The organism is Gordonia sihwensis, from assembly GCF_029632925.1.
In the GTDB taxonomy this organism is placed as follows: Bacteria; Actinomycetota; Actinomycetes; order Mycobacteriales; family Mycobacteriaceae; genus Gordonia; species Gordonia sihwensis.
This window is the reverse complement of record NZ_CP121248.1, coordinates 1,768,535-1,794,668: the sequence shown is the minus strand read 5'-3', so window position 1 is coordinate 1,794,668 and position 26,134 is coordinate 1,768,535. Positions and strand designations below refer to the sequence as shown.

General features: G+C 68.6%; 18 protein-coding genes and 7 tRNA genes. 12 read left to right on the top strand and 13 right to left on the bottom strand.

What is annotated here, in order from left to right:
• Positions 1 to 96: 96 nt before the first annotated feature.
• From pdxS to P5P27_RS08625, 8 genes are all read right to left on the bottom strand, one after another.
• Positions 97 to 945, bottom strand: a complete 849-nt coding sequence (gene pdxS / locus P5P27_RS08660) for a pyridoxal 5'-phosphate synthase lyase subunit PdxS (protein WP_231650339.1) — start codon at positions 943 to 945, stop codon at positions 97 to 99.
• Between the two features lie 150 nt (positions 946 to 1,095).
• Positions 1,096 to 1,611, bottom strand: a complete 516-nt coding sequence (locus P5P27_RS08655; protein ID WP_278127263.1) for a LemA family protein — start codon at positions 1,609 to 1,611, stop codon at positions 1,096 to 1,098.
• A 30-nt stretch (positions 1,612 to 1,641) separates the two neighbouring features.
• Positions 1,642 to 2,766, bottom strand: a complete 1,125-nt coding sequence (locus P5P27_RS08650; RefSeq protein ID WP_278127262.1) for a glycosyltransferase family 4 protein — start codon at positions 2,764 to 2,766, stop codon at positions 1,642 to 1,644.
• Between the two features lie 4 nt (positions 2,767 to 2,770).
• Positions 2,771 to 3,697, bottom strand: coding sequence for a phosphatidylinositol mannoside acyltransferase (locus P5P27_RS08645; protein ID WP_006896381.1), 927 nt, complete (start codon positions 3,695 to 3,697; stop codon positions 2,771 to 2,773).
• A complete protein-coding gene (pgsA, locus tag P5P27_RS08640) occupies positions 3,694 to 4,392 on the bottom strand; it encodes a phosphatidylinositol phosphate synthase (RefSeq protein ID WP_006896380.1) in 699 nt (232 codons plus the stop codon). The genes P5P27_RS08645 and pgsA overlap by 4 nt, the downstream gene beginning before the upstream one ends.
• An 8-nt stretch (positions 4,393 to 4,400) precedes the next feature.
• Entirely contained in the window at positions 4,401 to 4,928 is a 528-nt protein-coding gene (locus tag P5P27_RS08635; protein WP_006896379.1) for an ATP adenylyltransferase, read from the bottom strand.
• Between the two features lie 13 nt (positions 4,929 to 4,941).
• On the bottom strand, positions 4,942 to 6,960 hold the full coding sequence (thrS, locus tag P5P27_RS08630; protein WP_375004126.1) for a threonine--tRNA ligase: 2,019 nt from the start codon (positions 6,958 to 6,960) through the stop codon (positions 4,942 to 4,944).
• A 94-nt stretch (positions 6,961 to 7,054) separates the two neighbouring features.
• Entirely contained in the window at positions 7,055 to 8,404 is a 1,350-nt protein-coding gene (locus tag P5P27_RS08625; protein WP_231650087.1) for a glycosyltransferase 87 family protein, read from the bottom strand.
• Positions 8,405 to 8,607: 203 nt separating this feature from the next.
• On the opposite strand from P5P27_RS08625, the gene P5P27_RS08620 reads away from it, so the two are divergent.
• The 3 genes from P5P27_RS08620 to P5P27_RS08610 all read left to right on the top strand — a co-directional run bounded on the left by P5P27_RS08620 (position 8,608) and on the right by P5P27_RS08610 (position 13,374).
• Positions 8,608 to 10,398, top strand: coding sequence for an ABC transporter ATP-binding protein (locus P5P27_RS08620; protein ID WP_082781349.1), 1,791 nt, complete (start codon positions 8,608 to 8,610; stop codon positions 10,396 to 10,398).
• Positions 10,395 to 12,242, top strand: coding sequence for an ABC transporter ATP-binding protein (locus P5P27_RS08615; protein ID WP_278127260.1), 1,848 nt, complete (start codon positions 10,395 to 10,397; stop codon positions 12,240 to 12,242). The genes P5P27_RS08620 and P5P27_RS08615 overlap by 4 nt, the downstream gene beginning before the upstream one ends.
• A 136-nt stretch (positions 12,243 to 12,378) precedes the next feature.
• The gene (locus tag P5P27_RS08610) at positions 12,379 to 13,374 is read left to right on the top strand and encodes an alpha/beta hydrolase (RefSeq protein ID WP_006896374.1); all 996 of its coding nucleotides are present in this window, start codon (positions 12,379 to 12,381) and stop codon (positions 13,372 to 13,374) included.
• A gap of 13 nt (positions 13,375 to 13,387) precedes the next feature.
• Here the strand turns inward: P5P27_RS08610 and P5P27_RS08605 are convergent, their stop codons facing one another.
• The 4 genes from P5P27_RS08605 to P5P27_RS08590 form a co-directional block, all read right to left on the bottom strand.
• Complete coding sequence (locus P5P27_RS08605) at positions 13,388 to 14,050, bottom strand: TetR/AcrR family transcriptional regulator (protein WP_006896373.1); 663 nt, start codon at positions 14,048 to 14,050, stop codon at positions 13,388 to 13,390.
• Between the two features lie 9 nt (positions 14,051 to 14,059).
• The gene (locus tag P5P27_RS08600; RefSeq protein ID WP_045537650.1) at positions 14,060 to 15,820 is read right to left on the bottom strand and encodes an ABC transporter ATP-binding protein; all 1,761 of its coding nucleotides are present in this window, start codon (positions 15,818 to 15,820) and stop codon (positions 14,060 to 14,062) included.
• The gene (locus tag P5P27_RS08595) at positions 15,820 to 17,625 is read right to left on the bottom strand and encodes an ABC transporter ATP-binding protein (RefSeq protein ID WP_062367992.1); all 1,806 of its coding nucleotides are present in this window, start codon (positions 17,623 to 17,625) and stop codon (positions 15,820 to 15,822) included. Before P5P27_RS08595 ends, P5P27_RS08600 begins: the two co-directional genes overlap by 1 nt.
• 257 nt (positions 17,626 to 17,882) lie before the next feature.
• Positions 17,883 to 17,954, bottom strand: a tRNA-Val gene (locus tag P5P27_RS08590).
• A gap of 261 nt (positions 17,955 to 18,215) precedes the next feature.
• Between P5P27_RS08590 and P5P27_RS08585 the strand changes: the two genes are divergently transcribed.
• The 9 genes from P5P27_RS08585 to P5P27_RS08545 all read left to right on the top strand — a co-directional run bounded on the left by P5P27_RS08585 (position 18,216) and on the right by P5P27_RS08545 (position 24,536).
• A tRNA-Gly gene (locus P5P27_RS08585) sits at positions 18,216 to 18,288 on the top strand.
• Between the two features lie 14 nt (positions 18,289 to 18,302).
• A tRNA-Cys gene (locus P5P27_RS08580) sits at positions 18,303 to 18,376 on the top strand.
• 49 nt (positions 18,377 to 18,425) lie between these two features.
• Positions 18,426 to 18,500, top strand: a tRNA-Val gene (locus tag P5P27_RS08575).
• Positions 18,501 to 18,570: 70 nt separating this feature from the next.
• A complete protein-coding gene (locus tag P5P27_RS08570) occupies positions 18,571 to 19,647 on the top strand; it encodes a hypothetical protein (protein WP_062368134.1) in 1,077 nt (358 codons plus the stop codon).
• A 52-nt stretch (positions 19,648 to 19,699) separates the two neighbouring features.
• Positions 19,700 to 19,772, top strand: a tRNA-Gly gene (locus tag P5P27_RS08565).
• A gap of 14 nt (positions 19,773 to 19,786) precedes the next feature.
• Positions 19,787 to 19,860 (top strand) — tRNA-Cys (locus P5P27_RS08560).
• A 49-nt stretch (positions 19,861 to 19,909) separates the two neighbouring features.
• Positions 19,910 to 19,984 (top strand) — tRNA-Val (locus P5P27_RS08555).
• A gap of 118 nt (positions 19,985 to 20,102) precedes the next feature.
• Entirely contained in the window at positions 20,103 to 20,975 is an 873-nt protein-coding gene (locus P5P27_RS08550; RefSeq protein ID WP_062368089.1) for a DUF4261 domain-containing protein, read from the top strand.
• A gap of 78 nt (positions 20,976 to 21,053) precedes the next feature.
• The gene (locus tag P5P27_RS08545; RefSeq protein WP_006896367.1) at positions 21,054 to 24,536 is read left to right on the top strand and encodes a helicase-related protein; all 3,483 of its coding nucleotides are present in this window, start codon (positions 21,054 to 21,056) and stop codon (positions 24,534 to 24,536) included.
• Positions 24,537 to 24,548: 12 nt separating this feature from the next.
• Here the strand turns inward: P5P27_RS08545 and P5P27_RS08540 are convergent, their stop codons facing one another.
• Positions 24,549 to 26,132: an HNH endonuclease signature motif containing protein gene (locus tag P5P27_RS08540; RefSeq protein ID WP_278127259.1), complete on the bottom strand. Its 1,584-nt coding sequence runs from the start codon at positions 26,130 to 26,132 to the stop codon at positions 24,549 to 24,551.
• Between the last annotated feature and the right edge of the window lie 2 nt (positions 26,133 to 26,134).

The window sequence follows — 26,134 nt, the reverse complement described above, 5'->3', positions numbered from 1 at the left end:
CCGGAGCGAGACCTTCGGCTCGCTCTCGAGACGCGAACGAGGTTCCCGGCGATACTCGCCGCGGAACCTCGTTCGATGCTGCGTCTTATCGGCGGATCACCAGCCGCGCTCGGCGAGCCGGTGCGGCTGCGGGATGTCGTCGACGTTGATGCCGACCATCGCCTCGCCGAGGCCTCGCGAGACCTTCGCCAGCTGATCCGGGTCGTCGTAGAAGGTGGTGGCCTTGACGATCGCGGCGGCACGCTGCTCCGGATTGCCCGACTTGAAGATGCCCGAGCCGACGAAGACGCCCTCGGCGCCCAATTGCATCATCATCGCCGCGTCCGCCGGGGTGGCGATGCCGCCCGCGGTGAACAGCGTGACGGGAAGCTTGCCGGCCTTGGCGACCTCGACCACCAGCTCGTACGGGGCCTGCAGTTCCTTGGCCGCCACGTACAGCTCGTCCTCGGGCAGCGAGGTGAGGCGGCGGATCTCCTGGCGGATCCGACGCATGTGGGTGGTGGCGTTCGAGACGTCGCCGGTCCCGGCCTCGCCCTTCGACCGGATCATCGCGGCGCCCTCGTTGATGCGGCGCAGCGCCTCGCCGAGGTTGGTGGCACCGCAGACGAAGGGCACGGTGAAGGCGAACTTGTCGATGTGGTTCTCGTAGTCGGCCGGGGTCAGCACCTCGGACTCGTCGATGTAGTCGACGCCGAGGCTCTGCAGGATCTGCGCCTCGACGAAGTGACCGATGCGGGCCTTGGCCATCACCGGAATCGACACGGCCTCGATGATCCCGTCGATCATGTCCGGGTCGCTCATCCGCGACACGCCGCCCTGAGCGCGGATGTCGGCGGGAACGCGCTCGAGAGCCATGACCGCGACGGCGCCCGCATCCTCGGCGATCTTGGCCTGCTCGGGGGTGACCACGTCCATGATGACGCCGCCCTTGAGCATTTCGGCCATACCGCGCTTGACGCGAGCCGTGCCGGTCGCCGGTGCGTTCTGAGCCTCAGTGGACACTGATTGATCTCCCTGTTCAGTGGTGTCGGATGTCCCTCCAAGTAAACCCGATCGGCTCGGTGCCGACCAACGCCGGGTCCGGCGGGAAGGGAGTCAGCGGGAACCGCTGACGCGTTCGGTGATCTCGAAGTACTCCGGGAGCCGGGAATGTCCGCCCAGCCGGAGCCAGCGCACCATTCGCCGACCGCCCAGGGCTCGCGCATCGCGGACCGCGTCGTTGTAGAAGCGCCGCGCCATCGTCACCCGCGTCTGGGCATCCGCGAGTTCGGCGACGAGAACCGGTGGCCGGTCGGTGTCGGCCACCCCGGCCAGTGCCACCGACAGCCGGTTCTCGGCGGCTTCCCGCTCCTGACGCGATGCGGCTTCGGCGTCGGTCGCGGCGGCGGCGAGGTCACGGGCGCCCTCGCCGTCCGGGGCCGTGGACGCGATGGCCCGTGCGACGACGGCGCGGCGCTCCAGCGCCGCGACGAGCGCCTCGTAGGCGAGGTCGACGCGCACGTTGAGCCGGTCGAGCCGGGTCGCGCGCGTGGCCGCCAGGATCGCGAGCCAGAGCAGCGCCGCTCCCGCGATCGCGCCGACGACGATCCACACGATCGTCACATTCGTCACAGTCGTCTCCGATCGGCTTCCGGCGCGGCCCTAGTCCGACACCACGACGGGACCGGCGCCCAGCGTGACGGTGTCGTACACCCGTTGGATCTCGTCGGCCACATGGCTCCAGTCGTACCGCTGCGCCCGCGCCCGCCCGCGAGCGATGAGTTCCTGCCGTGCCTGCTCGTCGCTGAGCAGGCCGACGACCGCCTCGGCGAGCGCGATCGGCGAGCCGGTCTCCACCACCCGGCCGGCGTCACCGCCGTCGAGCACTCGTTGGAATGCGACCAGATCGCTGGCCACCACCGCCGTCCCGGCCGCCATCGCCTCCACCAGGACGATGCCGAAGCTCTCGCCGCCGAGGTTGGGCGCCACGTATACGTCGGCGCTCGCCAGGGCCCGCGCCTTCGTCTCGTCGTCGACCATGCCGAGGAACTGCAGATGTCCGGACAGGTCCCGGGCGCGCCGTCGCAGCGCCTTCTCGTCTCCGCCCCCGACCACCAGCACGGTCACGTCCGGAAAGCGTTCGACGATGTGCGGCAGGGCGCGCATGAGGATGTCGATGCCCTTGCGTGGCTCGTCGTAGCGGCCGAGGAACATCACGGTCCGGCCCGGCGCCGGGAAGCCCTCGAGCGGTGTCGCCTCGGCGAACGACGCGACGTCGATGCCGTTGGGGATCTCCACCGCGTCGTTGCCCAGCGACTCCATCTGCCAGCGGCGCGCGAGTTCGGACACGGCGATCTTGCCCGAGATCCGCTCGCGGTACTGGCGAAGCATCGAGTCGAACGCCGTGAGCCACAGCGACTTCGTGGTCGCCGTGTGGAAGGTGGTGACGATCGGTCCGGTCGCGACCATCAGCGACAGCATCGACAGGCTGGGCGCGTTGGGTTCGTGGACGTGCAGGACGTCGAACTCGTTCACCTCGATCCACCGCCGCAGTCGGTGGTAGGCCTTCGGCGAGAAGGTCACACGCGAGACCGACCCGTTGTAGGGGATCCCGAGCGCCGGGCCGGCGGAGTCGAAGTAGTCCGGCACCTGGACGTCCGGCCCGGCCGGCGCGAGGACCCGCACCTCGTGCCCGCGCCCGATGAAGACCTCCGCCAGTTCGATCACGTGCGCCTGAACGCCGCCGGGCACGTCGAACGAGTAGGGGCAGATCATGCCGATCTTCACCGCGCTACTCCCCGTCCACCCCGAGCCGGTCGCGGCGCGCCTGCGACCAGTCGCTCTCCCACAGCGGCTGCAGCATGTGCCAGTCGGCGGGCGCACTCGCGATGCCTTCGGCGAATGCGTCGGCCAGGGCCTGGGTGGCGGCGGCCACGCCACCGGAGGTGTCGATGACGGTGCCGCAGCGGATCAGGGACGTGTCGGCGTCCGGGTAGCTGTGGTGCACGGCGAGAAGGGTCGCGCCGGTCTCGATGGCGAGTTTCGCCGGCCCCGCGGGCATCCGCGTCCGCTCCCCGAAGAGTTCGACGGGCACCCCGCTGTGCGAAAGGTCGCGGTCGCTCATCAGGCAGACGATGCCACCCGCGCGCAGCCGATCGGCGAGGAGCCGGAAGGGCGGCTGCTCGCCGCCGGTGAGCGGGAAGACCTCGAAGCCGAGCGACTCCCGGTAGGCGACGAACTGGTCGAACAGCGACTCCGGCTTGAGCCGTTCGGCGACGGTGGCGAACTGTCCGTAGTGCGCGACCAGCCACACCCCGCAGATGTCCCAGTTGCCCGAGTGCGGCAGCGCCATCACCACGCCCTTACCGGACGTGCAGACCTCGTCGACCACGCGGCGGTCGTGGTCGGACATCCGCACACTGGCCACGATGTCGGCGGGATCGGTGGTCGGCAGCCGGAAGGCCTCTCGCCAGTACCGCGCATACGAGCGCATCGCCTGTTCGACGAGTGCGTCGGGCACCTGCTCCGGCGTCGTGCCGACCACCCGCGCAAGATTTTTGCGCAACTGCTCCGGCCCCCCGCCGCGCCGGCCGGCGACGGTCCCGACGGCGTCGAAGACACTGCGGGCCACCGACTCCGGCGCCCAGCGGACGGCCGCCCACCCGGCGCGATAACCGAAGTCGGAAGCGTACTCGGCGAGCTTGTCGAGCACGATCACGCCTCCCCGTCGCCGGTGCGGCCGGACTCGTCCGGGCCGTCATCCGTGCCGGCCTCGTCCGGAACGGCGATGGGGATCAGATCGCGGGCGCCCGGCGAGCAGTAGATGGACCACATCCGCTGACCCACGGTGATCACCGACAGCACCGCGAGCGCCCACATCGCGACGTGGATCGCCCACCACCAGTGCAGGCCGGGGAAATCGGTGAAGCCGGCGCCGACCAGGACGATGATGAGCCGGTCGGGCCGCTCGATGAGGCCGCCGTCGCCGTACAGCCCGGCGGCCTCGGCACGCGCCTTGGCGTAGGAGATGACCTGCGAGGTCACCAGGCAGATCAGCGTCGCGATCAACAGCGGACGGTGCGGCGCGGTGAAGGCCGCCCACCAGGCGAGCGCTCCGAATATCGCGCCGTCGGCGATCCGGTCGCAGGTGGCGTCGAGCACCGAGCCGAATCTGGTGCCTCCGCCGCGGGCGCGGGCCATCGCGCCGTCGAGCATGTCGAACATCACGAACGCCCACGTGACGAGGGCGCCCGCGAAGAGGTAACCCTGCGAGAAGAGGGCGATCGAGGCCCCGACCGTGATGACGGTGCCGACGAGAGTCATCGCGTCCGGGGTCAGCCCGGTGCGGATGAGCGCACGGCCGATCGGCAAGGTGACCTTGGAGACCGAGGCCCGTCCGAGGATGCTGAGCATTTCCGTCCTTAAGAAAGTTCGTTCCACGCCTGTGCCAGCAGCGCGCGCGTCTGCTGGAGGAGTTGCGGAAGCACCTTCGTGTCCCCCACGACGGTGATGAAGTTCGAGTCGCCCGTCCATCGCGGGACGACGTGCTGGTGCAGGTGTTCCGACAGCGAGCCGCCGGCCGGCGCCCCCAGGTTGAGTCCGACGTTGAACGCATCCGGATTCGAGACCGACTTGATGACCCGGATCAGCCGCTGCGTGAACGCCATCAACTCGAGGCTCTCCTCGGGAGTGAGATCCTCGAGGTCGGCCACCTGACGGTACGGGACCACCATGGCGTGGCCGGGGTTGTACGGGTACAGGTTCAGCACCACGTACACCGACTCCCCGCGCGCGACGATCAGCCCGTCCTCGTCCGACATCCGCGGGATGTCGAGGAACGGGTGCCCGGTGAGTTCACCGCCGTCGACCGCCCGCCTGGGCGCGGCCGCGGTGATGTAGCTCATGCGGTGCGGCGTCCACAACCGCTGCAGGTGATCCGGATCGGTCATCGACGCTGCTCCCTCATCGACGCTTGCGTGCGGCATCGAGGAAGTCCTGCATGGTGGCGGCGGTCGGCGAATCGTTGCGGCGCGACTCCTCCCACTCGTCGATCGCCACGATCGCGTCGTCGACGGGCACCCCGTTGAGCTGGGTTCCGTCGCGGAACCGGAAGCTCACGGCGTTCGCCTCCACGTCCCGCTCGCCGGCGAGCAGCATGAACGGCACCTTGGCGGTGGTGTGGTTGCGGATCTTCTTCTGCATCCGGTCGTCGGAGAAGTCCACTTCGGCGCGCACCCGTCGGCCCTTGAGGCGCCGGACGACGCCCTGCAGGTGGTCGGCGAAGGCGTCGGCGACCGGGATGCCGACCACCTGCACCGGCGACAGCCACACCGGGAACGCGCCCGCGTAGTGCTCGGTGAGGACGCCGAAGAACCGCTCGATGGAGCCGAACAGCGCGCGGTGGATCATCACCGGTCGCTTCTTGGTGCCGTCGGAGGCGGTGTACTCGAGTTCGAAGAGCTCCGGCTCGAAGAAGTCGAGCTGCAGGGTGGACATCTGCCATGTGCGGCCCAGCGCGTCCTTGACCTGCACGGAGATCTTGGGCCCGTAGAACGCGGCGCCGCCCGGATCGGGAACCAGCTCCAGACCGGAGGCCTCGCCGACCTGACGCAGCGTCTGTGTCGCCTCGTCCCAGACCTCGTCCGATCCGACGTACTTCTCCGGATCCTTGGTGGAGAGCTCCAGGTAGAAGTCGTCGAGACCGTAGTCCTTGAGCAGTTGCAGCACGAAGTTCAGCGTGGTGGTCAGCTCCTCGACCACCTGCTCCTGCGTGCAGTAGATGTGCGCGTCGTCCTGCGTGAAGCCGCGGGCCCGGGTGAGACCGTGCACCACGCCGGACTTCTCGTACCGGTACACCGAACCGAACTCGAACAGCCGCAGCGGGAGTTCACGGTACGACCGCCCGCGCGACCGGTAGATCAGGTTGTGCATCGGGCAGTTCATCGGCTTGACGTAATAGTCCTGGCCGGGCTTGCGGACGGTGCCGTCGTCGTTGTACTCGGCGTCGAGGTGCATCGGCGGGAACATGCCGTCGGCGTACCAGTCGAGGTGCTTCGACACCTCGAACAGATGCCCCTTGGTCAGATGCGGCGTGTTGACGAACTCGTAGTCGGCGGCAGCGTGCTGCTCGCGCGAGTAGTCCTCCATCTCCTTGCGGATGATGCCGCCCTTGGGGTGGAAGACGGGCAGACCCGAACCGAGTTCGTCGGGGAAGCTGAACAGGTCCAGTTCGGCGCCGAGCCGGCGATGGTCGCGCTTCTCGGCCTCGGCGAGACGGTCCAGGTAGGCGTCCATCGCCTCGGTGGACTCCCAGGCGGTGCCGTACACGCGCTGGAGGTCGGCGAGCGACTGATCGCCGCGCCAGTAGGCGGCCGAGCTGCGCGTCAGCTTGAAGGCGGCGATGTACTTGGTGGTCGGCACGTGCGGGCCGCGGCACAGGTCGCCCCAGATCTTCTCCCCGGTCCGCGGATTGAGGTTGTCGTAGGCGGTGAGCTCGCCGCCGCCGACCTCCATCACCTCGGCGTCGTCGGCCGCGCCCTTGTCGTCGATCAGTTCGAGCTTGAACGGCTCGTCCGCGAGCTCGGCCCGTGCCTGCTCCTTCGACTCGTAGACGCGGCGGGAGAACCGCTGACCGGACTTGATGATCTTCTTCATCTGCTTCTCGAGAGCCTTGAGGTCCTCGGGGGTGAAGGGATCGTCCACCTGGAAGTCGTAGTAGAAGCCGTCGGTGATCGGCGGCCCGATGCCCAGATGCGCCTTCGGGTTCAGCTCCTGGACGGCCTGCGCCAGCACGTGCGCGCACGAGTGGCGGATCACCGCGCGTCCGTCCTCCGAGTCCGCGGTGACGGGCTCGACCAGCGTGTCGGTCTCCGGCGCCCACGACAGGTCGCGCAGCGTGCCGTCGGCCTCGCGGACGACGACCACCGCCTGCGGTCCCTTGTTGGGCAGTTCGACACCGTCGGGCAGATCCGCGTCCCGCATGGCGGCGCCGGCGGTAGTGCCCGCCGGAACCCGGACGGTCTCGGGCAGGCGGGCTCTTTCGGCAGCGACGTTGTCGGGCACGGTCGTGATTCCTCTATTCGGTGTCGAGAGGGGCGGCTGCCGCATGTCGGTCACGGACACGCGGCACGGTCGCGTTGAATCGTATCGCGCGCATCCCGTCGCACATCCACAGAGTGACCGCGATCGTGATCAGGAGCAACAGGACATACGCCCCGCTGCCCGCCAAACGGAACGGCAGTTCCCACGCCGGGCCGATCGGGGCCCGGAGGAACCGGAACACACCGAACGAGAGTTTGATGTCCTCGTGCCCGTGGGGGCCGACGACGGTGACCCGATGCCACCAGGTGAACGTCAGCGCCACCACCGTGGCCGGTGCCAGCCACCACAGCCACGTGACCGGGCGGCGCCGGTCGGCCGCGTCGAAGCAGTGCACCACCGCCACCATCAGCAAGGGCACCACCCACACCCAGTGATGTCCCCAGGAGAAGGGCGAGACCGCGCACGAGGTCATGCCGGTGATGCTCAACGCGAGCAGTTCCTGGCCGGCGCGGTGGGCCGCGTACGCCGCCCACAGACCGAGCAGTCCGACGACCACACCCACCGGAATCCACAGCCAGCTCGGCGTGTGCCCGAGTCCCATGGGCACCAGTCGGGCGAAGAAGCCGTTGAGCGACTGATTGGCCGGGTGGTCCATCGGCCCGATCCGCCCGGTCTGCGAGAGGCTGTCGGTCCAGAACCCCCACGCCTCCGAACCGAGGATGGCCAGACCGATGGCGATGGTGACGCCGAAGGTGACGACCGCCGTCACCGCGGCGCGCCATTGCCTGGTGATCAGCAGGTACGCGGTGAAGAAGATCGGGGTCAGTTTGATACCGGCGGCGAGCCCGACGCCGATTCCGCGCATCCGCTCGCTTCGCCGCACCTGATCCGCGATCACGATCAGCGCCAGCACCAGGTTGATCTGACCGTTCCAGAACGTGGTGTGGACCGGTTCGAGACCGATCACCGACACCGCGAACAGAACGACGAAGGCGACGAATCGCCCGTCGATCCGGAACCGCAGCGAGCGCAGCGAGACCGCGACCAGACCCAGCAGGCACACGACGTTGCCGACGTTCCACAGGAACTGGGCGGAGTGCTCGGGGATCCAGGCCAGCGGCACCAGGATGATCGCGGCGAACGGGGTGTAGGTGAATTGCCACACCTTGTACACAGGGAGGTCGTAGAGCGGGCGTCCGTCCCACACCGCCGCGGCCCCTCCGCGGTAGACGCGCGTGTCGATGCCCATGTTGAAGAGTCCGAACACCGGGTGGTCGAACGGCGCCACCCAGATGTTCCAGGCGATGATCAACGCCGCACCGACAGCGGCCAGTGCCACCATCGACCATGTCACCGGACGTGTATCCGCCCCGCTGATTTTCACTCGGCGATAATACGTCCGGTCCGTCCGCCGAGGCGGTACGGCGCACAGGGGTGGCGGACCAGGGTTCTTTGTGGAGTTCGACCCGTCCGCCCCCTCCGCCCGGCGACGCTGGCCATACTGGCATCCGGTGCCGGCGTCCGGCACGCATGAGACACGAGCACGCGCCCGCACGGGGCCGTCGCTCGGGAAGGGAGCCGTTCCAGGTGAGTGGAGCACACGCGGCCCGGCCGGGCGCCGATCTCGTCCGGCTCGCCGCATCGTCGATGCGCAACCGCCGCGCGATCGTCGCCGGAGTGATCCTCGCCCAGATCCTGGCGATGGCCGCGAGCCTGGCCCAGCCCACCTTCAACGCGCTCATCATCGACAACGGAGTGGTGGCGGGCGATGTTCCGTACATCGAACGGATGGGCGCGATCATGCTGGCGGTCGCGATCGGCGGACTGGTCGCCTCGCTCGCCGCCATCGCGCTCGGCGCGGCGCTCTCGGCGGGCACGTCAGCCGACCTGCGTCGATCGGTGTACCGGCACGTCGCCGACTTCTCCACAGCCACCTATCACGAACTCGGAACGCCCACGCTCCTGACTCGGACCTCCCTCGACACCTCGGTGGTCGGACAGGCGGTGTTCCTGACCACCAGCGTCGCGGTGGCGGCACCGCTGGTGACCGTGGGTGCGATCGCCATGTCGCTGCGGGAGTCGGTGCGCCTGGCACCCGTCATCGTCGTCACCGCCATCGTGCTGAGCATCGGCATCGGGATCTTCGTCGTCTATGTCACGCCCCTGGCCACGCGCGTCCAGGGTGCGGTCGACCGCGTCAACCGGGTGCTGCGCGAACAACTCGGCGGTACCCGGATCATCCGCGCGTTCCGCCGCGAGCGGGCCGCCAGCACCCGGTTCTCCGAGGTCAATCGCGATCTGACGGCTCTGGTCCGCAGGGTCGCGGCACTGCAGTTGATGCTGCTGCCCGGGGTCCTGTTGATCGCGAATCTGGCGAGCGTCGCCACCAGCCTGTTCGGCGCCCGTCTGATCGAGGACTCGCATCTGACGATCGGTGGCCTCACGGCGTTCACCGGGTACCTGATGCAGATCGTCGCGGGTATCACGGTGTTCATCGCACTGGCCGGAATGCTCCCCCGCGCCCGCGCCAGCGCCACCCGCCTGGCGGCCGTGATCAACCGTCCCGCGGGCCTGGACGACGACGGGACCGCCGTCGTCGACGGTCCGTTGCCGCTGACCTTCCGGTCGGCGACCGTGCGGTATGAAGGTGCAGATCACCCGGCCGTCGACGCGGTCTCGCTGACGTGCCTGCCGGGGACGGTGACCGCCGTGATCGGCGGCACCTCCAGCGGCAAGTCGTCGCTGCTCGCGCTGGTGCCGAGACTGCTCGACCCCGCATCCGGGACCGTGGAGGCCGGCGGCGTCCGACTCGGGGCGTGGCACCTGCCCGACCTGCGCGCGGCCGTCGCCCACGTGGGCCAGGGTCAGTCACTGGTGGCGGGCACGGTCGAATCGAATCTCCGCCTCGGCGACGCCGAGGCCGACGACGACCGTCTCTGGCGCGCCCTCGAGGCGGCTCAGATGGCGACGACCGTCGTCGACCGCGGCGGACTCTCCACCGAGGTGGCGCAGGGCGGATCCAACTTCTCCGGCGGACAGCGGCAGCGGCTCGCGGTGGCACGCGCGCTGGTGAGGCGACCGCGGATCCTGTGCCTGGACTCGGCGTTCTCGGCGATGGACCGCAGTACCGCCGAATCGGTGCTCTCGGGAATCCGGGCCACTCTGCCCGAGGCGACGATTCTGCTGGCCGACCAGCAGGTGGACAACGTCCGCTCCGCAGACCTGATCGCCGTGCTCGACGCCGGCCGGATCGTCGCGACTGGACGCCACGAGGACCTGCTCACCCGATGCGCCGTGTACCGCGAGTTCGCCCAGGCACAGGCCGCTCCTGCTCCTGCTCCTGAGGGGCCGACTGTGGCGACGGGGGTCTCACGATGAGGATCGTCCGCGCGCTGCGCGAGTTCCGGCGTTTCCTCGGCTCCGACCGCAGGCTGAGCTTCGCGCTGGTCCTGTCGGTGGTCGCCGCCCTGTCGACGGTCACCGTGCCGGTGCTCCTGGCCCGCCTCACCAACATCATCTTCTCCGGCGCCGTGAGCACCAGGCTGCCCGCGGGCGACACTCGGGAGCAGGCCGTCGAGCAACTCCGCAGAAGCGGGCAGGGCGATCTCGCCAACGTGGTCGAGACCACCGGCGCGGTACCGGGCGCCGGGATCGACTGGGACCGGCTGTGGGCCGCCGCCGCAGTCGCGTTGATCGCCATCGCCCTGGTCACGATCACCCGCATCGGCAGCGGCCTGCTCGTGAACAGCGCGGTTCAGGACGCGATCCGCACCATCCGCGAACGGGTGGAGCGCAAGATCCACCGTCTGCCGGTCTCCCGACTCGAGGGCGGTCGGCGCGGCGAGGTGCTCAACGCGATGACCGTCGACGTCGACAACATGTCGACGGTGATCGGCCCGCTCTTCGTCCAACTGCCGGTGCTGATGCTCACCGTGGTGGCGGTGGCGGTCGCGCTGATCCTGCTCTCCACCTTCTTCGCCCTCATCGCCTTCGCCACGATCCCGGTCACCGCGGCCCTGGCGTTCACGGTGGTCCGGTTCGCCCGCCCGCACATGCAGGCGCAGTGGCGGACCACCTCGTCGATCAGCGCACATATCGAAGACGTCTACGGTGCCCACGACATGATCGCCGCGTATGACGGACATCCGCAGACTTCGCGGGAGTTCGACGAGCTCAACCGCCGGCTGGAACGCGCGGCGCGCAGCGGGCAGGCGTGGAGCGGTTCCATCACCCCGGTCCTCACCTTCTGCAACGCCCTGGTGTTCGTGATCATCGCGGTCCTCGGTGCGCTCAAGATGCTCGACGGCGCCGTCACGCTCGGGACCCTGCAGGCCGTCGTGATGTACACCCAGCAGCTCTCGGCCCCGATGACGGAGTTGTCGAGCACGCTGCCGACCCTGCAGTCGGGCTTCATCTCATTCGGTCGCGTGCGCACGTTCCTGGGCGCCGACGAGGAGCCCGAGCCCGCGGTCGACGATGAGCCGGTCGCCGCTCACGGACGGCACACGCTTCCGCCGACGGTCGCCTTCGAGCGCGTGCACTACTCCTATGCCGACGGCAGCCCCGTCCTGCGCGGAATCGACCTGACGCTGCCCGCCGGACGCACCACCGCGCTGGTCGGCGCCACCGGGTCGGGCAAGACCACACTCACCGGGCTGCTGCAGCGGTTCGCCGACCCGACCGCCGGACGGATCCTGATCGACGGCGAGGACATCGCGGGGATGTCGCGCTCGAAGGTGCGGTCGATGATGGCGGTGGTGACGCAGGATCCGTGGTTGTTCAGCGGGACGGCGGGCGAGAATGTCGACTACGGACGCCCCACCGATGGCCGGGCGGTCGACGAAGCGATGGTCGACTCGCTGCTGGCAGGGCTGCCGAGCGGACCCGAGACGCCGGTCTCCGGCGACAGCACCCTACTCAGCGCGGGCGAGAAACAGCTCATCACGGTCGCGCGAGCGCTCGCCGCCGACCCCGACATCCTCATCCTCGACGAGGCCACCAGCGCCGCGGACCCGCGCACCGAACTCATCATCGGCCGTGGTCTGGAGGCACTGCGGAACCGCACCACCACGCTCATCGTCACCCACCGGTACTCCACGCTCGCGACCGCCGACACGATCGCAGTGCTCGCCGACGGCAGGATCATCGAGCACGGTTCGGCCTCGGAGCTGCTGGCTGCGGGCGGTGAGTTCGCCCGAATCTACGGGCGCGGCCCGACCTGATGTTCGACAAGGGCCGATAGCGGACACGGAATGTGCAAGTATGTGACCAGCCTCATTGCCTGATTGGGCTCCGCTCGCCTGACAGGGCTCCGCGAAAGGCTCCGCTCCCCCGCCCCGACGACAGGAACTCCGAACCGTGATCCGCAGACCCTCCCGAATCGCCCTCGCCGCCACGGCGGCCGCCCTCATCGTCGGAGGCGCGAGCCTGCCGGCCGCGCCCGTCTCGGCCGCGCCGGCCTCCGCGCTGGTGTCGTCCAGCGCCACCGGTCCCACCAGCACCGACATCGTGGTGCACTCGGCGGCGATGAACCGCGACATACCGCTGACCGTCCTTCTGCCGAAGGACCGGTCTCGGCCCGCCGGCGTGCTCTATCTCCTCAACGGGGCCGGTGGCGGCGAGGACTCCGCGACCTGGCAGGGCAAGACCGACGTCGTGAACTTCTTCGCACAGAAGAACGCCTACGTGGTGATTCCGATGAAGGGCGCGTTCAGCTACTACACGGACTGGCTCAAGCCCGACGAGAAGCTCGGCGTCAACAAGTGGTCGACCTTCCTCGGCGAGGAACTGCCCGCAGTCATCGACAGCACCTACTCCACCAACGGCCGGAACGCCATCGCCGGCATCTCCTCGTCGGCCACCTCGGTGCTGAACCTGGCGATCGCCCACAAGGGTCTGTATCGCACCGTCGCCGCCTACAGCGGCTGCGCGGCCACCTCCACCCAGCCCGGCCAGACGTATGTGCGGCTGGTGGTCGAGACCCGCGGCGGCGGCGACGCCCGGAACATGTGGGGGCCGTACAACGGTCCCCTGTGGCGTCAGAACGATCCGGTCGTGAACGCCGCCGGGCTGCGCGGCGTCTCGCTGTACCTGAGCGCCGCGACCGGTCTGCCCGGCAAGTACGACACCCCGCAGTACGTCCCGGACTCGGCGACGCTCACCGACCAGATCGTCGTCGGCGGCGCGATCGAGGCGGCGACCCGTCAGTGCACCGAGGACCTGGCCGCGAAACTGGGCCGTCTCCGCATTCCGGCGACGGTCGACCGTGTTCCGGCCGGTTCGCACTCCTGGAAGTACTGGCAGGACCAGCTGCACAAGTCCTGGCCGCAGATCGCCCGCGGTATCGGCGCCTGACGCCGGGCGCGGCTCAGATCTCCGGCCAGTGGTGTTCCAGGCCGGCGAGGATGAAGTCGATCTTGGTGTCGACCGCCCCGCGGTCGATCCACGAGTCGTCCGGACGCAGAGCGGTGTCGCCCGCACCGAGCGCCCGGCGGATCCGGTCCAGTCCGGAGTCGCCGCGCTCGTCTACCGCGCGCATCGACTCCACCGACAGGTGCGAGGCGAATACCGAGTCGCCCAGGAAGTCCAGGGCGAACATCGCCTGGCCGCGGGTCTTCCCCTCCGCCGCCAGGGCCGCGACGTAGGCGGCGAAGACGTGCTCGATCCGTGACGGCGCCGGTGCGAAGGCGTATACGAGCAACGCGAGGCCGGGGAAGTCGTCGCAGACTCGCCAGCACTCGTCGGCCCACAACCGCAGTACGTCGCGCCATCGGCTGCCCGGCTCCGGCAGCGCGATGGTCGCCCCTGCCGCGTCGAGGCAGGCGATCACCAAGTCGTCGCGCGAGGGGAACAGCCGATAGATGGCAGCCGTCACGACGCCGAGCCGTTCGGCGACCGCCGAGAGCGTGAACCGGTCGATGCCCTCGGCGATCGCCGCGGCGACCACGTCGTCGGCGGTGAAGGCGGGCTTGCGCCCCACCTTCCGTCCGCCGCGGACGGGCCGGTTGTCCGGTGAGCTTGAACCCTGCACCGGTCCAGATTAGTCGGCGACGATCCGCCACCCCTGCGCACTGTGCAGCCGGTTCCAGAAGTGCGAGTACGTGCCGTCCTGGGCCAGGAGTTGCTCGTGCGTGCCTTGCGCCTCCACTCGCCCGTCGTCGGTGAGCGCCACGATCTGGTCGGCCGCGGCGATCGTCTCCAGACGATGCGCGATGATCAGCACGGTGGCCTGCGTGCGCAATCGTTCGACGGCAGCGACGATGTTCGCCTCGTTCTCCACATCGAGCGCCGAGGTGGCCTCGTCGAGCAGCACGATCGGTGACCGTTTCAGCAATGCCCGTGCGATGGCGACTCGTTGCCGTTCGCCTCCGGAGAGTGCTCGCCCACCTTCCCCCACCCGCGAATCCCAGCCGTCCGGGAGCCGCTCGGCGATCTCGGTGACGCCGGCCAGGTCCGCCGCCGCGCGGATCTCATCCCGCGACGCGCCGCTCCGGCCGACTGCGACATTGGCCTCAAGGGTGTCGTCGAACAGATAGACGTCCTGGAATACCAGCGACAACTGCCCCATCAGTTGCTCGGTGGTCTGCTCGGTCACCGGCACGCCGCCGACCTTCACCGTGCCGGCGTCGACGTCATGGAAGCGGCTCACCAGTCTGATCAGCGTGGTCTTGCCGCTGCCGGAGGGACCGACCAGGGCCACCATCGCACCGGCGGGCACCCGGAGCGAAACGTCGCGCAGGACCGGATCCTGATCGGTGTGGTAGGCGAAACTCACCCGGTCGAGTTCGATCGTGCCGGGAGCGGTCAACTCGGCCGGAGACGGCGGCTCAGGCAGCGGTTCGGCGGTGAGCACCTCGTCGATGGCGTCGAGCAGCGGCCGCCGAGATTCAAGGCTCATCGCGCTCTCGGTGATGGTGGAGAGGGTGGAAGTGAAGCGCAGTGCGAAACCGACGAACGCCAGCGCCGGAATCGGTTCGAGCGCCCCCGAGACGGCCAGCGCTCCGGTGATGGAGATCAGCGCGACGATCACTCCCTGGGTCGCCATGCCGGAGAGCAACAGACCGGCGGTCTCGATCCACTGTGCTCTTCTTCGGGCGCGGAGGGTGTCACCGAACGCGGCGTCCAATGGTGCGAACGAGCGGCCCCGACCGCACGATCGCAGTGCGCCCTGGCACTGCGCGTACTCGACGATGCGGTTCGCCAGGTTCACCTCTTCCGGCTCGTGAATCCGCTCGCCACTGCGCATCAACGCAGTCGACGCCAGGGTGATGATCACGAACACCGGTGCGGCGATCGTCAGAATCAGACCGAGCCACGGATTCCAGAACCACGACGCCACCACGATCACGATCGCCGCAGTCATCCGCGAGACCAGCGGGCCGATCATGTGGGCGAAGATCTCGCCCGCCATCATCAACTCCGACGAGACCATCCGCGACAATCGGCCGGAGAGCGGGCGTGCGAACCAGCCCAGCGGCTGTCTCGACACCTGGTCGCCCACCAGCCGGTGAATGCTGTGGAGGAAGTCCAGAGCGACCGCGTACGTGCGCCGCTCCTGAATGTAGATGAGCGCGAAGGCCGCCGCCGCGAGCACTGCGAAGACGATCAGCCATCCTGCGGTTCCCGATCCCCACACCCGTTCGCCGGATGCAAGCGAGCTGATGGCTGGGAGCAACGCGACCAGGGCCAGACCTTCGACCAGACCGGCCAGCACTGCGGCCAGCAACGCCGGGGCCAGCGCCTCGGGCGCGGAGACCATCCGCTTCATCCGCGGGATGATGTCGATCAGTGGCAGGTTCATCATTTCTCGCCTTCCTCGACCGACTCCCACAGGCGGGCGTAGCCGGGCTCGCCGAGGAGGTCGTCGTGCGTGCCGGTTGCGAGCACGCGCCCTCTGTCCACGAGCACGATCTGATCGACGCCCTCGACCACCTCGGGTCGGTGCGCCACCAGAAGCACTGTCTTGTCGCGGGCCAGATCACTGAGCGCCTGCTGGATCTGGTGCGTGGACTCCGGATCGGTGAGCGCGGTGGCCTCGTCCAGGATGAGGACGGGGGCGTCGACCAGTACGGCACGCGCGATGGCGATGCGCTGCGCCTGACCGCCGGAGAGCCCGCTCGCCGAGCCGTAGACGGTGTCGAAGCCGTCCGGGAGACTTTCGATGTCGTCGAGGATCCGGGCGGCACGGGCGGCTGCGCGGATCTGTTCGTCGGTCGCGTCCGGCCGGCCGAGGGCGATATTGTCGCGGAGCGAGATCGACGGCAGTTGCGGTTCCTGCAACACGAAGCTCACGTGCCGGTAGAGGTGGTCGATCTCGGCGATCGGTACGCCGCCGAGGCGGATCTGCCCCGCGCAGGGATCGTCGAAGCGCGCCAGCAGAGTCGCGATGGTCGACTTGCCCGAGCCCGAAGGGCCGATCAGCGCGGTGATCGTGCCCTCGCGGAGGGTGAACGAGACGTCGTCGAGTGCCAGGTCCGCTCCCGGCCCGCCGTACGAGTAGCTGACGTGGTCGAATTCCACGTCGTGTCCTTCGGGCTGGGCGCGAACACCGTCGTCGTCGAGGGTCGGGGTTTCGAGCAGGTCGGTGAGCCGCCGCGCGGACGCGCCCGCCATCTGCGATGACCACATGGAGTTCATCAGCACCTCGATGCCGTACGGGACCAACAATGCGATGAGCGAGGTGGCGAGCACGTCGGCCGTGGTGACCTCGCCGCGGTGCACCAGCCAGGCGCCGCCGCCGATGTTGATCAGCAGTACCAATGGGACCGCGAGCAGGGAGGTACCCAGCGAACTGACTCGAAGAAGCGGCTTCACCCAGGCGTAGTAGAAGGCCTGGAAATCGCCGGCGGCCTCCTGATAGGCGCTGTGCGCGCGGCCCACCCGTCCGAATGCCTTCACCACCGTGATACCCTTGACGAACTCGACCATCCGTGCCGAGACCACGCTGAGCTTGGCGTCCATCTCAACGGTCTTCTCCGCCATGCCGCGCATTCCCAACGCCATCGCGGCGGCGTACAGGGGAACCGTCGCTATGGCCAGCAGTCCCAGCCGCCAATCGATGACGAACGCGTAGGCCGTCAACGCCAGGGGCATGACCACGGCCTGGGTGCCGTCGACGGGCTGGTGGGCGATGAGGTGGTGGATGGTTCCGATATCGTCTTGCAGCGATTTCCGCACGCGGCCGGAGTTCGTCGACGTGAACCATGTGAGCGGCACACGCGAGAACCGTTCCACCATCCGCAGGCGGATCGTATGCCCCAGTCGGATGTCCGCGAAGTGGGTGACGCCCAGCGCCACGAAATAGACGGCGAGCCGCAGGGTGAAGGTGACGATCAGGATCTCGATCCAATGGTTCACATCATTGCCGTCGACGGGTGCCTCCGCACGGGCCGCATCGAGCAGGACCTCGCCGATGTGCACCAGCGCGACGTACGGGACCACTGCGAGCACACCCGAGATCACCGCGAGTCCACGACCGAGGGCCAGTTGCGGGGCCACCGGGCGCATCAGTTCGCGGAGCGCGCGGGAGTCCTCGCGCTGCTGAACCTTCGGATCGGTCGGCGGGTCGTCTGCGGTCTGCACCGGTGGCGCTTCCAGCGTCGTCATATCGCTCCTCACGCATGCATCTTAGGTTTGCCATACCTATTAATGAAGTCCGTTCAGAATAGGGTCGATGCAGGGTCATGACAAGCCCCCGAGCGGGGCGAAAGTAGAGAGAAGGAGGCACTCACTGGACCGAGATCTGCGAAACAGCAGGATGAGAGGCGGAACGTCGTCGAGTCCCGATCGCGCTCGCGCGTCGAGTGGCAAGTCGCGCGTCGAACAGCAAGAAGACCCGCAGTAACCTGCGGGTCTTCTTCTTGTGGTCCCGGCTGGGATCGAACCAGCGACCTCCCCGGTGTGAACGGGACGCTCTTCCACTGAGCCACGGGACCGTATCGAGTTATGAACGACCTGCGCCGGTCGCACGAGAAAACAGATTACACATCGCGGCCGACGGCACCAAATCCCCCGCTCGAAAGCCGGGAACACTCGCGAGGAACGGCCGCGAGCCCGTCTCCGGGGCGCCAAGAACGCTCCCATCTGCGGAATCACATCCATGTAAGTCGCTGACCTCACGATTTGTCTTGACGACATACGTGCCGCTAGTGTTCTTCTCGCTGGTGAGCAACGCCCACAAGGAAGCTCACCGGTATGCGGATGTAGCGCAGCTGGTAGCGCATCACCTTGCCAAGGTGAGGGTCGCGGGTTCGAATCCCGTCATCCGCTCGGAAAGATCACCTGGTGGCGTGGCCGAGTGGTGAGGCAACGGCCTGCAAAGCCGTGCACACGGGTTCGATTCCCGTCGCCACCTCCACCGAACACCGGTACCGAGTTCGAGTAACGGCACCAACTCAATAAGACCCGCGCGATTAGCTCAGTGGGAGAGCGCTTCCCTGACACGGAAGAGGTCACAAGTTCAATCCTTGTATCGCGCACCAGATCCGACAGCGAGGCCCGGCGACCGCCGGGCCTCGTCTCGTTGTCCGACCCTCATGCTGTGCTGTGTCCATGACACTGATGCTCGTCGCCGCCGCACTCGTCGTGGTCGCCGTGGCGATCCTTGTCCGGCAGCCCGCGTCCGGCAGTTCCGATTACCGCCCGCGCGATGCCCGACGCTCCGACGGCGACGACCGACGCCCGCTTCGCCGCCCACGGCCCGTTCGAGACGCACTGGCTCGGCGACTCACGACGCACACCGAGCGTCTCCGCGAGTCGCGCCGAATCCGCAAGCAGCAGTACGACGACGCCGCCCGGGCCGCCGCGGATGCGGGCGGCCCGGACCCGTGCGGCGAGACGGTGTTCGGCGAGACAGCCCGCGACGGAACGGTGTCCGGCCACCTGGCGCTGGCGCTGGACACCTGGAGAGGTCGTGACTTCACCCTGCGCGCCCGAGCGGTCGGCTTGAGTTGGCTCCCTTTCGTCGAACCGCCCGAGCACGTGGAGACCGCTGAGATCGCCGACATGCGACTGCGCCGGCGCTACCGACCGGACTCCGAAGAGCAGGCCGCGCTACGGCTGATGCAGGCGGACGAGAACGGCCGGCTGGCGGTGCTGGCCGCCGTAGTGGCGGCGCGGCTGCACCAGAACCCGGCATGGCACGACGATCTGCTGGATCGATACCAGGCCCGCATCGACCTCGACGCCGAGGTTCGGACGGTCGCCGAGTCCGCCGCCGCGATTCGCAGGGCGCGCCGAATCCTCGGTTCGCAGCCCCTCGGCCCCCGCGCATCCGATCCGGAGATCGTCAACGCCTACATCGACAAGTCGAGCGGCCTGGACCAGCGCGCCGACGCCCTCACGGATCGAGTCCTGGCGTTCCTGACGTACGCCGAGGGCGCCGACCGCGCCAGAGAACAGCTCGACCGACGTGCCTGGCTCGATGCCACTGCCCCGATCGACGACTTCGAGTCCCGGGTCGACGCCGCATTCGACCGGAGCGTCGCCGACCATCTCCGTCAGCGAGCCGCCGACGTCACCGCATTCGCCGCGAGCGACCTCGGAGCGTCCGAGGCGGAGCGGCTGATCTGGCGGAGTCCACGGTCCGACGGGGACCCCGGTTTGCAAATGTCGCCGCCGTACCGCTAGTGTTTGTTCTCGCCGGTGAGCGACAGCGTCCACAAGACGAGTTCACCGGCATGCGGATGTAGCGCAGCTGGTAGCGCATCACCTTGCCAAGGTGAGGGTCGCGGGTTCGAATCCCGTCATCCGCTCGGAAAGATCACCTGGTGGCGTGGCCGAGTGGTGAGGCAACGGCCTGCAAAGCCGTGCACACGGGTTCGATTCCCGTCGCCACCTCCACCGAACACCGGTACCGAGTTCGAGTAACGGCACCAACTCAATAAGACCCGCGCGATTAGCTCAGTGGGAGAGCGCTTCCCTGACACGGAAGAGGTCACAAGTTCAATCCTTGTATCGCGCACCACGCAGACGAAGCCCGCCGGATCCCGGCGGGCTTCGTCGTTCCCGGTTCTGGCAGGATTGACGGCGTTCCGCTTCGGCCGGACCGCCCCTCGAACCCCACTGCAAAGGACCGGACTCCAGTGCCCAGCCTCGCGATGCTGTTCCAGAGCCGACTCGATCCCGCACTCTCCGCCGAGCGCCTCGCCGCACAGATGCTCAACGACTTCCCGGACCTGGACGCCGATCTGCTGAGCGTCGGCGACGCTGCTGCCGGGTCGGGGGCGGCCGACGACGCCGACTCGCCCCTGGCGTTGTCGTACGGCGACCGGCAGATCTTCCTGATGGGGATCGCGGCACCGGTGGGCGACGACCTCGCCGAGATCGCCCAGTACAGCCGGCTGTGGCCCGATCACACTCCGGCGCCCGCCGACTACTCGGCGCACACCATCGTCACCGTCGTCCGGCCGGGGCATGAGACGAACCATGTCGAGGCGATCGCCGATGCGGTCCTGCTGTCGAAGGTCATCGCTGCCGCGGTGGCGCTGTCGGAGTCGATCGTCGCCGTGTACTTCGGCAGCGCGAATCACGTGATCCTGCCTCCGCTGTTCCGCGACCTGGCGATCGAGACGCTCCCCGATCCGATGCTCCCGGCGTGGGTGGCCCTGAACGTCGCGCCGCGACCCGACGGCATCATGACCGGACATACGCGCGGACTCGACATGCTCGGGCTGCCCGACGTCGAGATCGTGCAGTCGCACGAGTCCGCCGAGGACACCTTCGGCCGCATCGTCAACACCGCGATCTACCTTCTCGAGAACGGCCCGGTGATCGGCGACGGCGACACGCTGGGCGCCACGGAGGCCGCCGAGATCGTCGCGCACCACGCGCCGTCGCAGGTCGACGCGGACAAGACCGTCCTGTCGCTGGAGTTCGTCGGAGAGGACTTCCCGGAACCCGAACTCGCCGACGAGCCGGCGCAGCCGAGGAAGCGGCGCTGGTTCGGACGTAAGTAGCACCACCGCAAGTAACACCACCGCAAGTAGCACCACCGCGACGCGGGAACTGTCCGATGCGCCCACTATGGTGTGCACATGAATCTGCGATCCCTCACCGATCTGCGTCCCGGGCAGCGCTTGTCGGGCCGCTGGCGCGAGCCGGTCCACCTCGTCGCGGTGATCCCGAGCGGAGATTCGGCGGCCACGGTGGTCGTCCGCGACGACCGACTGGGCGTCCGCGAGGAGATGCTGTTCGCCGACGACATCGCTGACATCGTCGTCGAGGACGATGTCGAGCGCTCGTGGACCTTCGACGCCGACCCGCGGACGTTCCGCCTCGCGACGGAGGCGCTGCGCATCGCGATGACCGGCGCCCACGACCCGATGGCGGCGGTCGGAACCAGCGACATCTCTCCCCTGCCGCACCAGATCCGCGCGGTGTACGGGGAACTGCTGCCGCGCACTCCCCTGCGCTTCCTGCTGGCCGACGATCCCGGCGCGGGCAAGACGGTGATGGCGGGGCTGTACGCCAAGGAACTGCTGCTCCGGGGCGATCTCGCGCGGCTGCTGATCGTCGCGCCGGGCGGGCTGGTGGAACAGTGGCAGGACGAACTGTCGGAGAAGTTCGGCCTCACAGCCACTCTCCTGACCCGGGATCTGATCAACGCCAGCCCCAGCGGCGACCCGTTCCCGGCCCACCCGTTCATGATCGCCCGCATGGATCAGCTCGCCCGCGACCCCGACCTGATCGGTCACCTCGAGGCGAGCGAGTGGGATCTGGTGGTGGTCGACGAGGCGCATCGCATGTCCGCGTCATGGCAGGGCTGGGACGGCGAGGTCCGGGAGACCGAGCGGTTCAAGCTCGGCCGCGTCCTCGGCGGCGTGGCACGCAACCTGCTTCTGATGACGGCGACGCCGCACGCCGGCAACGACGACAACTTCCAACTGTTCCTCTCCCTTCTCGACGAGGACCGATTCGCCGGCCGCCCGCAGTCGGACGCGGTCGCCGACACCTCCGGCCTCATGCGACGGATGGTCAAGGAGGAACTGCTCACCTTCGAGGGCAGGCCGCTGTTCCCCGAACGGATCGCCGAAACCGTTCCCTACGAGCTCTCCGACGGGGAGGCGGAGCTGTACGAGGCCGTCACGCAGTACGTGCGCGTGGAGATGAACCGTGCGGAGAGTTCGCCCGACTCCCCCAAACGCCGCACCGTCGGGTTCGCGCTCACCGTCCTCCAGCGCCGGCTCGCGTCGAGCACCCACGCGGTGCTGCGAAGTCTGCAGCGTCGCCGCGATCGGCTCGCCTCGCGTCGTGCCGACCTGATCGCCGGCCGGATCCCCGTCGACGATCGGATGCCGCTGCCGCCCGCCGACGCCTTCGACGATCCCGACGAATACAGCGCCGAGGAGTACGAGCGCATCGAGGAGGAAGTGGTCGACGCGGCGACCGCCGCACGCACCGTCGCCGAACTCGACACCGAGATCGCGATCCTGGAAGACCTCGTGGCGCTGGCGACCCGTGTGCGCGACCGCGGCATCGACCGGAAGTGGTCGGAGCTGCGTTCACTGCTGACCGATCGAGAACTGTTGCGCGGCAAGGACGGTCGTCCGCGCAAGCTGATCGTGTTCACCGAGCACAAGGACACGCTCGACTACCTCACCGCGCAGATCCGCAATGTGCTCGGTTCCGACGACGCGGTGCTGACGATTCACGGCGGCACGCGGCGCGGCGAGCGCGTCGCGATCCGGGAGCAGTTCACCAACGAGCCGTCGCGGCTGGTGCTGGTGGCCACCGACGCCGCCGGCGAGGGGCTCAATCTGCAGGCCGCGCACCTGATGGTCAACTACGACCTCCCGTGGAATCCGAACCGGCTCGAGCAGCGCTTCGGCCGCATTCACCGCATCGGGCAGAAGAACGTGTGCCGCCTGTGGAACATCGTGGCCGCCCAGACTCGCGAAGGTCAGGTCTACACGCGTCTGCTCGAGAAGATGGAGCAGCAGCGTTCAGCCTACGGCGGCAAGCTGTTCGACGTTCTCGGCGACGAAGCGTTCGCCGGCCGGCCGCTGCGCGACCTGCTGTGGGATGCGGTGCTCTACGGCGACGATCCCGCGCGGATCGACGAGATCGAGCGCATTGTCGACGCCGAGGTGGCTTCCGGCTGCGACACGCTAGTCACCGAGCGCGCACTCGCCCGCGAGACGCTCGATCCGCTCGAGATGGCGCGTCTGCGCCGCGAGATGGACGAGGCGACCGCGCGCAGGTTGCAGCCGCACTACATCGCGCAGTTCTTCACCGATGCGTTCACCGCGCTCGGCGGTCGGCTGTCGAAGCGGGAGCGCCACCGGTTCCAGATCTCGAATGTTCCGGCGCCGCTGCGTCATCGAGACATCCGCCGGGAGCACGCGGGGCGGCCGGTGACGAGGGCGTACGAGCGCGTCACGTTCGAGCCGTCAGCGGTGTCGTCGGGCGCCGTGCGCGCCGACCTCCTGGCACCCGGGCACCCGCTGCTCGACGCCGTGATCGACTCCGTCCTGGACGGGAGTGCCGACGTCCTCGCCGCGGGCGCCACACTGCTCGACCCGACCGATCCCGGCACCGCCCCGCGCGCGATCTTCGCCCTGACCTCCGAGATCGTCGACGGCTCCGGGACCGTGGTCAGCAAGAGATTCGCGTTCGTCTCGATCGACGCCGACGGGTCCGTCGCCGATGCCGGTCCGGCGCCGCATCTCGACCTGCAGCCGATCCCGGAGGGCGCGCCGATCCGCGGGCTAGACTCGTTCGTCGGCCGTTCACTGACGGACCAGGCATTGTCGTGGGCCGCGTCCACCGCGGTGCCCCGTCACCTGAGCGAGGTCCGCGACCGCGTGGTCCCCGACGTCGAGCGGACCGAGAGAGCGGTGCGCACACGGCTGATCGAGCAGATCAACTACCTGGACTCCGAAGTCGCACGCCGGCGTGAAGAATCGGCGGCCGGCAAGACCACGCGCGGGCGGCGCCTCAGCCCGGAACGGCTCGAGCGGCGGGCGCGCGAGTTGGAGGCCAGGCTCGGGCGCCGCCTGCGCGAGCTCGCCGACGAGCGTGTCCTCACCGCACGCCCGCCGAGGCTGGAGACCGCGGTTCTCGTGGTCCCCGCCGGGATGCTCGGCGAGTCGGTGGGCCGACACGCCGCCGACACCACGGCCACCGACCGGCGGGCCGTCGACGCGGTGCTGCGTGCCGAGTGCGCCCTGGCCCGCATGCCCGAGGAGATGCCGCACAACAACCCCGGATACGACGTCCTCTCCGTTCCGGCTCCGGCTGCGGACGGCGGTCGTGCACCATCGGTGTACATCGAGGTCAAGGGCCGGATCGCCGGCGCCGACACCTTCTTCGTCTCCTACAACCAGGTGCTCCAGGGCAAGAACACCGGTGAGAACCACCGGCTCGCGATGGTCTCGGTGAGCCCCGACGGCCCCGATCACGACGAGGTCCGCTACCTCACCGACTACTTCCGCGACGTCGACCTCGCTAACACCGACGTGAGCGGAGTCGAACTCAACTGGCACAAGGCCTGGAAGAAGGCACTCCCGCCGCATTGACGGCTCGCGGTGTCAGAACGGCGGGGCGCCGGCGTCGTGGGCGATGGCTTCGCGAGCCCGGCGGTTCGCCGCTCGCTTCTGCATGCGGTACCGGTGCTTGGCCTGCAACCGTGTCAGCGAGCGTTCGGGTTCGTCACCGGCGTGTCGTGCTTCTCGGCGTGTCGGAGAGCCGTGTCCGCACTGAAGGTGGCCCAGTTCGGGAAGGAGCCACATGTTCAGTGCCTGCTGCCGGACGGTGATCCCCTCCGGTGAGGTGACTTCGGTCCAGACGACGCCGGCGGCGTCCACGATCTGATCGTCGACCCACCCGTTCGCGTGGGTCTTCAACCCGTGATGGAATCGGCATTTCGCATTGAGATTGCAGATGCAGGTGACGCCGCCCGCCGACGGATCCGCGTGGTCGTACTCGCATACGTGGTCGAGGTCGCACTTCCACGCGGGCCGGGCGCAACCCGGCCACGAGCAGGTGCCGAACAGCCCGCGGACGGCAGTATCCAGCGCCGCGGACGGACGGTATCCGCTGTCGGGCCGACTCGCCTGCGCGATGACCTCGTCGAGGTTCAGCTCGCGACGCACAGCGTCGGGCCGTGACGCCATCTCACGAATGTGTGTCGCCGAGATCGGTCCGTGGCCGTCCAGATGCGCCGCAGTCTGCGACGTCCCCTCGAGCACTTCTTTGCGAACCACCACGTGCAGGACGATCCGCGCGCACCGCGACGCGATGTCGGCCGGCGCGAGTCGAGCAGTGCAGTCCTCTCGACCGCACTCGCATACGAAGTCCGTGCCGTTGATGCGCGCCATCGCCGCATCACTGCGCCGGGCGCCCTTGGAGCGTGGGTCGTTGGGGCAGACGCCGGCGATCACCGCATCGAGTACATCCTTGGCGATCGCCACGTCCTCGGCCGACGCGGTGACGATGAGTTCCGAGGCGGTGTCGGTCAGCGGGTTCACCTGCACGCGCTTGGCTGCCCGCACCTCCTCCCGGGTCAAGGTCACCGCGTCGGGATCGTGCTCGGCGACGATCGCCCCGAGCATCGTCTCCACGCGCGCCGCCGAAAGACCGCCCACTTCGCGCAGTCTCGCGGCCGCTTCCGCGTCGATGAAGGCCAGGACGTCCGCATCGTCGACGAGGGCCGTCTGCTCCACCGCGCGCCGGAAACTCGCCGAGTTGATCAGTCCGTCGCGCAACATCCGTCCGAGGGCCGGGATCCGCTCCATGCAGGCCACGGCGGATTCGACGAACCGCTCTGCCGTGTAGTGCTGCACACCCGCGGCGACCGCATACGACGCCGCGACTTGGCACAGTGGGTCGTAGAGCCGGGTGTAGGCGTCCGCCGACGGATCGGACTCCAACTCGGATTGCTTCGCCATGAGCAGCGAGTACAGCGCCTCGTATCGATGCCACAGCACCAGCCCCTGGTAGCAGTCCGCGCGCGCCGCGAACCCGAGCAGTGCCGCTCGATCGCTTCGCGATCCCGACACCTCGGATGCAACGGTGGGCGAGTTCTCGACGTCCGGACGTTCGATCCGGATGACGATCGCGTCGTCGGCCACCGTCACAGACGAAGCCCTACGCTCTCTCACCTGCACTTTCATCT